General features: G+C 41.2%; 10 protein-coding genes. 4 read left to right on the top strand and 6 right to left on the bottom strand.

Features of this window, described 5'->3' with window-relative positions; genetic code table 11:
* Positions 1-224 precede the first annotated feature (224 nt).
* Genes NQ782_RS04040 through NQ782_RS04060 form a run of 5 tightly spaced genes read right to left on the bottom strand, consistent with a single transcriptional unit; the run spans position 225 to position 6,738 of the window.
* On the bottom strand, positions 225-1,127 hold the full coding sequence (locus NQ782_RS04040; RefSeq protein WP_004747556.1) for a hydroxymethylglutaryl-CoA lyase: 903 nt from the start codon (positions 1,125-1,127) through the stop codon (positions 225-227).
* The gene (locus NQ782_RS04045) at positions 1,124-3,115 is read right to left on the bottom strand and encodes an acetyl/propionyl/methylcrotonyl-CoA carboxylase subunit alpha (protein ID WP_000461801.1); all 1,992 of its coding nucleotides are present in this window, start codon (positions 3,113-3,115) and stop codon (positions 1,124-1,126) included. The genes NQ782_RS04040 and NQ782_RS04045 overlap by 4 nt, the downstream gene beginning before the upstream one ends.
* Positions 3,116-3,126: 11 nt before the next feature.
* On the bottom strand, positions 3,127-3,930 hold the full coding sequence (locus NQ782_RS04050; RefSeq protein WP_000121728.1) for an enoyl-CoA hydratase/isomerase family protein: 804 nt from the start codon (positions 3,928-3,930) through the stop codon (positions 3,127-3,129).
* Between the two features lie 9 nt (positions 3,931-3,939).
* Positions 3,940-5,541 (bottom strand): carboxyl transferase domain-containing protein, encoded by a 1,602-nt coding sequence (locus NQ782_RS04055; RefSeq protein WP_057094713.1) that lies wholly within the window; start codon positions 5,539-5,541, stop codon positions 3,940-3,942.
* A gap of 24 nt (positions 5,542-5,565) precedes the next feature.
* Complete coding sequence (locus NQ782_RS04060) at positions 5,566-6,738, bottom strand: isovaleryl-CoA dehydrogenase (RefSeq protein ID WP_001053639.1); 1,173 nt, start codon at positions 6,736-6,738, stop codon at positions 5,566-5,568.
* Positions 6,739-6,882: 144 nt separating this feature from the next.
* Here NQ782_RS04060 and NQ782_RS04065 point away from each other — a divergent pair, with 144 nt between their 5' ends.
* The 4 genes from NQ782_RS04065 to NQ782_RS04080 all read left to right on the top strand — a co-directional run bounded on the left by NQ782_RS04065 (position 6,883) and on the right by NQ782_RS04080 (position 11,575).
* A complete protein-coding gene (locus NQ782_RS04065; protein ID WP_000120692.1) occupies positions 6,883-7,500 on the top strand; it encodes a TetR/AcrR family transcriptional regulator in 618 nt (205 codons plus the stop codon).
* Positions 7,501-7,611: 111 nt separating this feature from the next.
* Positions 7,612-9,306 (top strand): AMP-binding protein, encoded by a 1,695-nt coding sequence (locus tag NQ782_RS04070; protein WP_001183743.1) that lies wholly within the window; start codon positions 7,612-7,614, stop codon positions 9,304-9,306.
* A 70-nt stretch (positions 9,307-9,376) separates the two neighbouring features.
* The gene (locus NQ782_RS04075) at positions 9,377-10,048 is read left to right on the top strand and encodes a class I SAM-dependent methyltransferase (protein ID WP_057094711.1); all 672 of its coding nucleotides are present in this window, start codon (positions 9,377-9,379) and stop codon (positions 10,046-10,048) included.
* A gap of 243 nt (positions 10,049-10,291) precedes the next feature.
* On the top strand, positions 10,292-11,575 hold the full coding sequence (locus NQ782_RS04080; protein ID WP_086231156.1) for a DcaP family trimeric outer membrane transporter: 1,284 nt from the start codon (positions 10,292-10,294) through the stop codon (positions 11,573-11,575).
* A 45-nt stretch (positions 11,576-11,620) separates the two neighbouring features.
* Here NQ782_RS04080 and NQ782_RS04085 read toward each other — a convergent pair whose 3' ends face one another.
* A complete protein-coding gene (locus NQ782_RS04085; RefSeq protein WP_057094707.1) occupies positions 11,621-12,859 on the bottom strand; it encodes an SGNH/GDSL hydrolase family protein in 1,239 nt (412 codons plus the stop codon).
* Positions 12,860-12,900 lie beyond the last annotated feature (41 nt).

Here is a 12,900-nt window from a genome sequence, read left to right on the forward strand (position 1 = left end):
TAAAAAAGGATGAAGAATAATACGGGTTAGAATAAAAATAGGGTAGAAAATGCTTCTTTTTAAAGAGGCATTTAATACAGAGATGAACAATAAATTTTAAAAAAATTGCATGAGAGATTGTGTCCCAATTCCTGAACAGAATGAGATAAAGATGAGATAGGATGATCTGGTACCTTGCCTAATATTCAGCTTTATACCAGATGCTGAACTATTTTAATTTATGACTATGCACACTTGGTTTGCCAATACGCATTTGCATAATTCGACAAGCTTTTTCGGTTTAATACGTTGCTAATATTTTGGCTGGCTTGCATCAGTTTTTCTAAATCAATACCAGTTTCAAAGCCCATGTGTGATAGCAAATAAAACAAATCTTCAGTTGATACATTACCTGAGGCGCCTTTGGCATAAGGGCAACCCCCAAGTCCTGCAAGAGACGAATCAAAAACACGAATACCTTGCTGTAAGGACTGATAAATATTGGCAATTGCCATGCCATAGGTGTTGTGGAAATGCCCAGCTAAAACCTTGCTATCGAGTTCAGCAAGGCAGGCTTGCCATACCTTTTGAACGCGATCTGGTGTTGCGGTGCCAATGGTTTCACCTAAAGACACTTCATAGCAGCCCATGTCATAGAGTCGTTTAACCACTTTCACCACTTGCTCAGGTGCAATTGCGCCTTCATAGGGACAATCGACAATACAAGAGACATAGCCGCGTACACGGATGTTATGTGCTTTTGCTGCATTCAGGACATCGCTAAACTTTTCAAAGCTTTCGTCGATTGAACAGTTGATATTTTTACGGGTAAAACTTTCAGAAGCTGCGGTAAACACCGCAACCTCTTTGCATCCTACCGCTTGAGCAGTTTCAAAACCTTTGATATTGGGGGTGAGCAGGCTAAATTGCACATCGGTTGTTTGGGGTAATAACTTAAATAGCTCATCACTTTGAGCCATTTGCGGTACCCATTTTGCCGAAACGCATGAACCGACTTCAATGGATTTTAGGCCTGCACTGATTAGGTCATTAATAAAGTTTAAGCGTTGTTCGACAGTTAAAGCCTGCTTTTCATTTTGGAGGCCGTCTCTGGGACCGACCTCTACGATTTTGACAAACTCACTCATGCAACTTCCTCCTGTGCAGGCTGAAATTCCACAAGCTCATCGCCAGCTTTGACCTGATCACCGACTTGGAAATAGGAGTCTACAATCACGCCGTCTTTAGGCGCACGAATGGTATATTCCATTTTCATCGCTTCAAGTGTCATTAAAATATCGTCTTTTTTAACGCTATGATTTGCACTCACCAAAACTTGCGTGACCACACCCGGCATTGGTGCTTTTAGGTGACCTTCATCGGCTTGGCTATCTGCCTGATTAAAGTCTTGGCGGATATAAGCAAACTTATAGCTTTGACCATTTTGGAACAAGGTAATGCCTTGCTGACTTTGGTTAAAAGGTAGCTTTTGCTGAGTCTCACCAATTTGAACAGACGCCGTATGCGCATCAATCAATTGGCCAGAAATCGGGTAGCTTTGACCGTTATATTCTGCGGTGAAGCCATCTTCATTTGAGGCAAATTTAATTTGAATATTTTGGTTTAAATAATTTAATTTAATACTGTGCTGATAGGCAATATTTAAACGCCAAAGCGGTTGAGCCTGCCAAAGCTGTTTTTGGCTTGAACTGTTGTTATTAAGTTGGCTTAAAAACTCAATAAATGCCGCTGCTACCACCAGTTCCGGTTTGATCTCTTCAGGGCTAAACAAGAAGTTTTGTTCACGTTGAATCAGGTTGGTATCAAGCTTGGCTTGTTTAAACGATTCGCTACGAACAATCTTTTCCAGAAAGGCAATATTGTTGCCTAAACCATCGACATGGAATTGGCTTAAAGCATTTTGCATTTGAATAAGCGCAGCTTCACGGTTTTTACCCCAGACGATGAGTTTGGCAATCATCGGGTCGTAATAGGTCGTGATTTCATCGCCTTCAACAATACCGCTATCTACACGCACATATTGGTTTTGGGTTGGGTAGTGCAGATAGTCAATTTTACCAATTGCGGGTAAAAAGCCTTTTTCTGGTTCTTCGGCGTAAATACGTGCTTCAAGCGCGTGTCCATGAATTTTTAATTCGTTTTGTAGTTTAGGTAAAGGTTCGCCATAAGCGACGCGAAGTTGCCACTCGACCAAGTCTTCACCTGTAATCATTTCAGTAACAGGGTGCTCGACTTGCAGACGGGTATTCATTTCCATGAAATACGCCGTACCGTCTTGTTCTACAATAAACTCAACCGTACCTGCGCCCACATAATTTACCGCGCGTGCAGCATCAATTGCCGCTTGGCGCATTGCATCGAGCTTCTCGCTTGGCATTTGTGGAGCAGGGGCTTCTTCTAACACTTTTTGGTGACGGCGTTGTACAGAACAGTCGCGTTCAAACAAATGTACATAGTTGCCATGTGTATCGCCAAACACTTGCACTTCAATATGGCGCGGTTGAATCACATAACGCTCAATCAAGACATCATCATTACCAAAGCTGGATTTGGCTTCACGTTTACAAGAGGCTAAAGCATGCAGAAAATCTTCACTGCGTTCAACCAGACTCATGCCTTTACCACCGCCGCCAGCACTGGCTTTAATTAAAACAGGATAGCCAATTCGGTCTGCCTGTTGCTTTAAAAAGTCAGCATCTTGGTTGGTTCCGTGATAGCCCGGTGTTAAAGGGACACCTGCTTTTTCCATTAAAGCTTTCGAGGTCGCTTTTAAGCCCATCGCTAAAATGGCATCCACTGGTGGCCCAATAAAGCAAATGTTGTGTTGTTGGCAAGCGAGTGCAAACTGGTCATTTTCAGAAAGGAAGCCGTAACCCGGATGAACCGCTTGGCTGCCTGTATCAATGGCAGCTTGAATAATACGATCAACCTGTAAATAACTTTGTGTTGCAGGGGACTGACCAATATAAACCGCTTCATCTGCAAGTTTGACGTGTTGGGCATTTGCATCTGCATCTGAGTAAACGGCAACCGTTCTAATACCTAATTTTTTAGCTGTACGAATTACGCGGCAGGCAATCTCGCCACGGTTCGCAATTAAAATCTTTTCAAACATGATGATCGTCCTTAATTGTTGTTATTCGAGTTAGAAACCCAAGCAGGCTGTTGTTTATTTAAAAAGGCACTTAGACCTTCTTTTGCCTCACTGCCTTGACGAACTTGAGCAATATGATGTGCTGTCTGTTGCAGCAAGTCATTGCTCATGGTCTGGTTGCTCACCATTTGAATGAGTTGTTTTGAAGCCGCTTGAGCGTGCGGGCCACCGAGTAATAGAGCATCAACAATTTCTTGAACTTTTTTATCTAAGTCTTCAGCATCTGCTACTTCGTGGGCCAAACCAATTTGCTTGGCTTCACGTGCTGAAATCCGCTCGGCAGTTAAGAAGTAACGGGAAGCTTGTCTTGCACCAATCGCACGAATCACATAAGGACTAATGGTAGATGGAGCAAGCCCTAAACGAACTTCAGAGGTTGCAAACTTGGCATCAGTGCTGGCAATGCAAATATCACATGCCGATGCTAAGCCCATACCGCCGCCAAAGGCAATGCCATGCACGCGGGCAATAGTCGGTTGCTTAAGTGTTGCAAGTGCATCAAGCATTTGTGCAAGTTTTAATGCATCTGCTTCATTTTCTGCTGAAGATGCCTGACCTGCCTGTTTCATCCAGTTGAGGTCGGCACCTGCCGAAAAGCTTTTACCGCGACCAGCTAAGACCACAACACGAATGTCATCACGAGTATTAATTTGCTTAAAGCAAGTATGCAGCTCTTCAATGACTGTCGTATTAAAAGCATTGTGCAATTCAGGGCGGTTCAGCCATACATAGGCAACCTGACCTTGTTGTTCGAGTTGTAAAAATTGATAGCTCATATACACCTCTTACATGCGGAACACGCCAAATTTGGTTGGCTGGATTGGAGCGTTCATGGCAGCTGCAAGACTTAAACCAAGTACATGACGAGTTTGAGCTGGATCAATTACACCGTCGTCCCAAAGGCGGGCAGAAGCATAGTATGGATGGCCTTGGCGCTCGTATTGTTCACGAATTGGTTGTTTAAATTCGTCTTCTTCTTGCGCTGACCACTCGGCACCTTTTTGCTCAATTTGATCTCGTTTTAAAGTCGAAAGTACGCTCGCTGCTTGTTCGCCGCCCATCACTGAAATACGAGAGTTTGGCCATGTCCATAAAAAGCGTGGTGAATAAGCGCGGCCACACATACCGTAGTTACCTGCACCAAATGAACCACCAATAATTAGGGTGAGTTTAGGGACATTTGCAGTGGCAACTGCCATCACCAGTTTAGCGCCGTGTTTGGCAATCCCTTCATTTTCATACTGGCGACCAACCATAAAGCCAGTGATGTTTTGTATAAATAACAATGGAATATTGCGCTGTGTGCACAGTTCAATAAAGTGCGCGCCTTTTTGAGCAGACTCGGAAAATAAAATTCCGTTATTGGCAATAATCCCAACTGGCATGCCGTAGAGAGAAGCGAAACCCGTTACAAGTGTTGAGCCAAAGCGGGCTTTAAACTCGTCAAAGCGAGAGCCGTCTACAATACGTGCAATGACTTCACGTACATCAAAAGGTTTACGTGCATCACTTGGAACTACGCCATAGAGTTCAGATGCATCAAACAATGGTTCATCAACTTGCTTATTTAACTCATTTGGCTTTTTATTTAAGTTCGCAACAATGTTTCGTGCAATCGCAATGGCATGTTCATCATTTTCAGCTAAGTGGTCAGCTACACCTGAAAGACGTGTGTGTACATCGCCACCGCCTAAATCTTCACTGCTCACCACTTCGCCAGTTGCAGCTTTTACCAAAGGAGGTCCACCTAAGAAAATCGTACCTTGATTACGTACAATAATGGTTTCATCAGACATCGCTGGTACATAAGCACCACCTGCGGTACAGCTACCCATTACTACGGCAATTTGAGCAATACCTAGGCTCGACATGCGTGCCTGATTATAGAAAATACGCCCGAAATGATCGCGGTCTGGGAAAACCTCATCTTGCATTGGTAAATAAGCACCGCCTGAATCTACTAAATAAATACAAGGCAAGTGATTTTGTTCGGCAATTTCTTGTGCGCGTAAATGCTTTTTAACCGTAAGTGGGTAATACGTTCCGCCTTTAACCGTTGCATCGTTGGCAACGATCATGCAAGTGATGCCGTTGACTTGACCAATACCAGCAATCACACCCGCAGCAGGAACATCATCTTCATAAACGTTGTACGCTGCCAATTGACCAATTTCTAAAAATGCTGTGCCGACGTCAATGAGTTGATCAATACGTTCACGGGGTAAAAGTTTACCTCGAGCCAAATGTTTTTGACGGGCATTTTCGCCACCACCTAAAGCAATACGCTGGGCAACTTGTTTGAGATCTGTGACCAATGTTTGCATGGCTTGCTGGTTTGTTTTGAAGTCTTCGCTTCGAACATTAATCTTGCTTTGTAATTGGTTCATAAGATGCGTCCTTATTTATAATTATTATTTGGTTTCATTGAAGAGTTCGCGGCCAATCAACATGCGGCGAATTTCAGAAGTTCCCGCGCCAATTTCATAAAGTTTTGCATCGCGCCATAAACGGCCAGCAGGGAATTCATTGATATAACCGTTACCACCTAAAGTTTGAATTGCTTCACCCGCCATCCATGTTGCTTTTTCAGCAGCATATAAAATGGCACTTGCAGCATCTTTACGTAGGCTGCGGTCATGATCCGCTTTGTCACAGGCAGCACCAACAGCATAAACGAGAGCTTTACATGCCAACCATGTTGAATACATATCGGCAAGTTTGCCTTGCATAAGTTGGAATTCACCTAAAGCCTGACCAAACTGTTCACGTTGATGCAAGTATGGAATTACTACATCTAAACAAGCATCCATAATGCCTAAAGGTCCGGCACTTAAAACTGCTCGTTCATAGTCCAAGCCACTCATGAGTACTTTAACCCCGTTACCCACACCACCGAGTACGTTTTCAGCAGGGACTTCTACATTGTCAAAGAATAGGGGGTAAGTGTTAGAGCCGCGCATACCGAGTTTGTCTAAGTGGTTGCCGTGACTAAAGCCTTTCATGCCTTTTTCAATCAAGAATGCGGTCATGCCTTTCGGGCCAGCTTGCGGGTCAGTTTTAGCGTAAACGACCAGTACATCTGCATCACCGCCGTTGGTAATCCACATTTTTGAACCGTTTAAAACAAAGTGATCACCTTTTTGCTCGGCGCGTAATTTCATGCTGACGACATCGGAACCGGCATTTGGCTCAGACATGGCAAGGGCACCAACATATTCACCGGAAATCAGTTTTGGTAAATACTTTTGTTTTTGCTGCTCATTACCGTTACGGTTAATCTGGTTTACACATAAATTAGAATGAGCACCATAAGAAAGACCAATGGCTGCCGAAGCACGGGAAATTTCTTGCATGGCAATAATATGAGCTAAATAACCCATATTGGCTCCGCCATATTCTTCAGAAACCGTCATGCCTAAAAGGCCCATATCTCCGAATTTTTTCCAGAGATGTGCAGGGAATTTGTTGTCTTGATCAACTTGTTGGGCAATTGGTGCAATTTCCTTTGCACAAAATGCGGCTACCGAATCTTGAAGAGCAATTAAAGTTTCATCTAGACCGAAATTCAAGCTGCGTAGGTTCATGATATTTTCATCCTATTGGTTATATTTGTTGTCCATAAAATATTTTGTGGGTATTTGATAATTACCATACAATGATTTTTTGAAAAAGTGAATACAGATTCATAAAATGATTTACAATTCATTTTATTTGTTAGAGAATAAATTATGAGCTATAAACGATCATCTTTAATGCAAGAGCGGATGGAGCAAAATCGAAAGTCGATTTTGAGTTCAGCCAGAAAAATAATTTCAGAGGGAGGGTTCAAAGACGCACAAATACAAACAATTGCAGAGCAAGCGGGTGTATCTAGTGGACTGGTTTATCGCTACTTCGATAATAAAAGCCAAGTGCTAATAGAAGTTTTGTCTGATGCCATTAATACAGAACTATTGGTGATTGAATCGATTACCGAAAGTGATTTATCGGCAAAGCAGAAATTACACAAGGCGGTAGCAACCTTTGTAAAACGGGCACTGAATAGTCCTCAGCTTGCATATTCACTCATGTTTGAACCCGTCGATTCAACGGTTGAACATGAGCGTTTTCGTGTGAAGCAATTGATTAAACAAAGTATTAAAAAAATACTTGCGGATGGAAATGCAAGTGGTGAGTTTGTCTTGGATGATTTAAACACAGCAGCACTTTGTGTAGTCGGTGCTATGACTTATGTGGTAGTTGAACCTCTAGACCCAGCTCAAAATACAAAGTTTGATCATGCGCATAAAGACTATTTTTCAAAACAGATTGCTGATTTTTGTGTGGATGCTGTGCAGAAAAAATAGGGCATATAAAGGATAAAACAACACAAAATAAGTAGTTTGGAAAAGTAGTTGCAGTAACAACAATTAGATCAGGTAAGAAGAGAATTACAAAGAATCAAGGAGAATGATTCAATGCAACAAGAACGGTTAAGCTACGCCTCGGGACCAAGTACACAACCCTTATTGGGTATGACCATTGGTGAACAATTTGATCAGGCCTGTCAGCAATATGCTGAAAAGGAAGCGATTGTCAGTTTTCATCAAAACAGACGATTAACCTATAAAGCTTTACAGGATGAAGTAAACGCTTTTGCTTGTAGCCTATTAAAATTGGGATTAAAAAAAGGAGACCGATTAGCGATTTGGTCACCTAACTGTGTGGAATGGACCATTACGCAGTTTGCAGCTTTTAAAGCAGGGATTATTTTAGTCAATCTAAATACAGCTTATAAAAGTCATGAGCTTGAATATGTGTTGAATAAGGTCTCATGCAAAGGATTGATTATTGCTTCTCAATTTAAAACGACGGATTACCAAGAATTACTCACAAAAATTGCCCCTGAGTTAACCACCTGTACAGATAAAGTGCTCAGTTCAGAGCGACTGCCACATTTAAAATTTGTCATTAAAATTGATGACCAACAACATACTGGTATTTATCGTTTTAGTGATTTACTAACTACACCAACTTCTGAACAGCTAGAACAATTAAAACAATTAGCCAGACAGCTCCAGTTTGATGAAACCATTAATATCCAATTTACTTCAGGTACAACAGGTAACCCGAAAGGGACCATGTTAACCCATCATAATATTTTAAATAATGGTTATTTTGTCGGTGAAGGCATTCGTTTAACCCCCCAAGATAAAGTCTGTATTTCTGTGCCATTATTCCATTGTTTTGGCATGGTGATGGGAAATCTGGCGTGTGTGACACATGGGTCAACTATGGTCTATCCATCTGCTGTATTTAATCCTTTGGAAACTTTAAAAGCGATTCATCAAGAACGTTGTACGGCAGCTTACGGCGTACCAACCATGTTTATTGCAACCTTAGAGCATGAACAGTTTAATGATTTTGATCTGTCGAGCTTAAGAACAGGCATTATGGCAGGTAGTCCTTGTCCACGTGAAATTATGCAACGTGTTATAGACCGAATGCATATGTCTGAAATCACCATTTGTTATGGCATGACCGAAACCTCGCCAGTGAGTGTACAAAGCTCAGTAAACGATTCGATTGATAAGCGAGTAAGCACAGTTGGGCATGTCCATCCACATGTTGAAATTAAAATTGTCGATTTAGAAGGGCAAATTGTTCCGCAAGGGACTTTGGGTGAGCTATGCGTCCGTGGTTATTCAGTGATGGCTGGTTATTGGGGTGAAGAGGAAAAGACCCGTGAAGTGATTGACGCGGCTGGCTGGATGCATACGGGTGACATTGCCGAGATGGATCAAGAAGGTTTTATTAAAATTAAAGGCCGTATTAAAGATGTCGTGATTCGTGGTGGGGAAAACCTCTTTCCAAAAGAGATTGAAGACTTTTTATATACTCATCCAGATGTAAGCGATGTACAGGTGATTGGCTTGCCAGATGCGAAATATGGCGAAGAACTTTGTGCATGTATTATCCTGCATGAGCATCACCAAGTCGATGAAGACAGCATCCGCCAATTTTGCAAAGAACACATTTCACATAACAAAGTGCCGCGTTATGTCCGTTTCTTTAATGAGTTTCCAATGACTGCTTCTGGCAAAGCCCAAAAGTTTAAATTACAGGAAATTATGCGAGCTGAACTTAATTTAACAGGAAATGTCTTTGACTAAATAAGTCAAAAGCTCGGTCAAAGTGCAGCAAAGGAAAATCGAAATACGGTTTAAATAGAGGACACGCAAAATGGCAAAAGACTTTAATAGCCCTAAAGTAGTCGAAGGATATGATGCGCATATTCGTAAATTAATTCCGGGCTATGAAGTGATCCATCAACAGGTGGATGCCATTTTGCAGTCGGTGTTGCCACCAGATGCTCATATCTTAATTGTGGGCTGTGGTACGGGTTACGAACTCGAATATTTACTTAAAAGACATCCAAACTGGCAATTTACAGCGGTTGATCCATCTTTAACCATGCTGCAAAAAGCTCAGGAGCAGGTGGAGATTTTAGGTAAATCTGCCCAAGTCACTTTTGTTCACGGTGAAACTTCAGCTTTACCTCTCGAGAGTTGCTTTGATGCTGCACTTTCTATTCTTGTGGCTCATTTTATTGCAGATGACATAAAACCAGCCTTCTTTAAGGATATTTATGATCGCTTAAAAGAAAAGGCGCCTTTACTTACCTATGACCTCATGACTTGTGTAAATCCACAACAGCTTCAAGCATTACGTTATTTGTGTTTGGCTCAAGGGTTAACAGAAGAACAATGTCAAAAAATGTTGGAGCGTATGGCGGAGGACTTTTTTAGTTTAACGACTGAAGGATATATAAAACTTTTGGAAGAGACAGGCTTTGAAAGCGTACAGCCATATACGCAAATTTTGACTTATCAAGGGTTTATTGCAAAAAAATAATACTATTGGGGAATATAAATAAGGGTTTAAAACCGAATATTCTCAATGTGGAAGAGAATATAAAAAATGGAAAATTAAAAAGTTGCTTTTGCTGCACTAGGGAGGGTGGATCTAAAAAATATGAGGGAACGTCTTTCTTGTGAAAGAAAGGCAAATTTTCAAGGATCTATTTTAGATAGGTACATAACAAAAAGGATGTCGAGACTTTTAAGACTACTTAAAGGTCTAAAGGAAAATTTCATGATGAAAATTTTAAATACAACGATTCAAAAAAGCTTGTTGGCAGTTTCTGTGACTCTGCTTATGTCTTCTGCTTTTGCAGGCCAAGTAAACCCTGAAATAGAGCAACTTCGCCAAGAAATAAAAGAACTACGAGCTATGCTACAAATTAATATGGAGGCTCAAAAATCTTTAGCTCAAAAAAGAGTAGAACAAGCTGCTCCTGTAGTTACTCAAGCTCCACAACCTATACAGCAAACATTAACTAAATCTGGTGCGGAATTTAACTTATACGGTTATATACGAGCAGATGCTTCTTATCAAATTAAGGGTGCATCTAGCATGTATAACAATATTAGCGGCGTTCCTCTTGAAAATGCGCCAGAAGAATCTGCACAGAAAGACCAGTTGCACAGTACTGTGTATGTGACACGCTTCGGATTGAATTTTAAAACACCTACAGCCGTTGGTGATGTGGGCGGAAAGTTAGAAATGGACTTTTTTGGGGCGGCTACACGTGATCAGTTTCGCATACGTCATGCCTATTTAACTTTTGATAAATGGCTTATTGGCCAAACATGGTCGACATTTATTGCCCCTGAATATTACCCAGAAACAATTGATGCGGGTACATTTGTAGGTAGTGCATTATTAAGATCGCCGCTTGTTCGCTATAGCGATAACTTAACGGCAAATACAAGTTTTGCAGTATCAGTTGAAGACCCGAAATATACTGCTGCAACTGATCCAGATAATAAAATGCGTTTACCTGCTTTAGTCGGACGTTTAAATCATAAATTTGCCAATGGTTCGATGCTTTCAGGCCGTAGTTTTGTTGCAGAAAAAAGAACTAACAATGATAGTGAGTGGGCGTGGGGTGTAGGCTTGGGCGGTAAATATCAAATTACCCCTGATACATTACTTAAAGCCGATTATTACCATGTTAAGGGTGATGGACGTTTCTTGCTATGGAGTAACAGTGGCTATGCAATAGACGATCAAAACAATATGCATAGCAATGAATTTGACACGGTTTCTTTGGGTATCACTCATCAATTTACACCGCAAATTCGCTCGACTTTAGGCTATGGCTATATGAAGGCTAAAGATGATAACCGTTTTGCCGAATTACAGCGTACGAGTACCACCCAAAACAAACAGCTTTGGCAAGGTTGGGTGAATGCACTTTATAACCCGTATAAGCCGATTACTTTGGGTATCGAATATGTTTATGGGGAACGAGAAACATTTGATAATCGCAATGGGATTGATAACCGCTTCAACATGATAGCGAGTTATGATTTTTAAATAAGCAGCCCCATCATGTGAAGATTTCACCTGATGGGGGAATCATTAATTTTTAATAATTTGATCTAAATCTACCAATTCTGCCATATGCTGATTGCCTCGATCATTAGGATGTAAATGATCTCCAGAATCATAAATTGGATTTAATCGATTGGGATGTTTTGGATCTTTTAAGCCTTCATCAAGATCAAGCACACCATCAAAGGTATGACTGGTTCTCATCCAGTGGTTAATGCGCTGACGTAATTGATCTTTGTTGGGTTGATAATAATTATCTAAAGGGGTATTAGGCAAAGCACCAGAGAACGGAAGTAAGGTTGCACCAATCACCTGAATATTATGTTTATGGGCCTCACTTACAACACGTCGATAACCTTGAGTGAGCGCTTCAAAAGAAGGTATTTGCTGTTTAGGAGCAAAAGCTGTACCGGGCCATGAAATGTCATTGATACCGACCAAAACAATTAAAGTTTTAACTCCTGAATATTGAAATACTTCACTGTTTAAGCGTTTTAAAACCCTATCGCCCATACCATCGGTAAGTAATCGATTTCCTGAAATTCCGCTATTAATCACGGCTACATGGTGTGCTGATAAACGCTTAGCTAAAAAATCGGTCCATCTTGTATTTGCATCTAAGGTTGCAGTCGCCCCATCGGTAATTGAGTCTCCAACAACTGCAACTACATGAGCCTTTTGTTTGGGTTTTACCTCTATTGCAGACAGTAATAATCGCGCAGTGGTGGTTTTGGCACTGCTAGGCGTATTTAAGTTCGCAGTCTGGTTGCCCGTAATGAGCCAACTGGTTTGTTTGGCATCCCAATGAAATGTTTTAAACGTTGTAGGCTTTTGAATAAAGCTATTCACCACCAATTGAGCATGATCGGGTACAGGCAACTGAATTGGATCACTTATGAGTTGTTTGCCAGGTAAAATTCTTGCTTTAAGTTGACCAGAAAAATAAACGGGATAGGTGCTCTTAGATTTTAGAGTTGCTGCGTTCGCTAAACCAATCGTTGTTTGATCAATATAAAGTGGCTGTTCACCATATTGATTGGTAAAAACGAGCCGAACAGCTTCACCGCCCAAACTAATTTTGCTCATTTGTCTAATAGTCTGATTAGATACTTGCTCTGGAATGAGTGTTGGAAAAACGAAGTCTTTATTCCAGACTTTTTGAGGGCTCGCAGACCAAGTGGTAATCCATTGGCTGTTTTCTGCATCAGCTTGTGCAAAGCTCGTAAATAAAACCAAAGAAAATAGGGTGGCTTGATAAAGTTTCATCTCAAGAACTCTTTAAAACGAATTAAAGGTATGTTGAAACA

Source organism: Acinetobacter sp. BD54, assembly GCF_044778325.1.
In the GTDB taxonomy this organism is placed as follows: domain Bacteria; phylum Pseudomonadota; class Gammaproteobacteria; order Pseudomonadales; family Moraxellaceae; genus Acinetobacter; species Acinetobacter baumannii.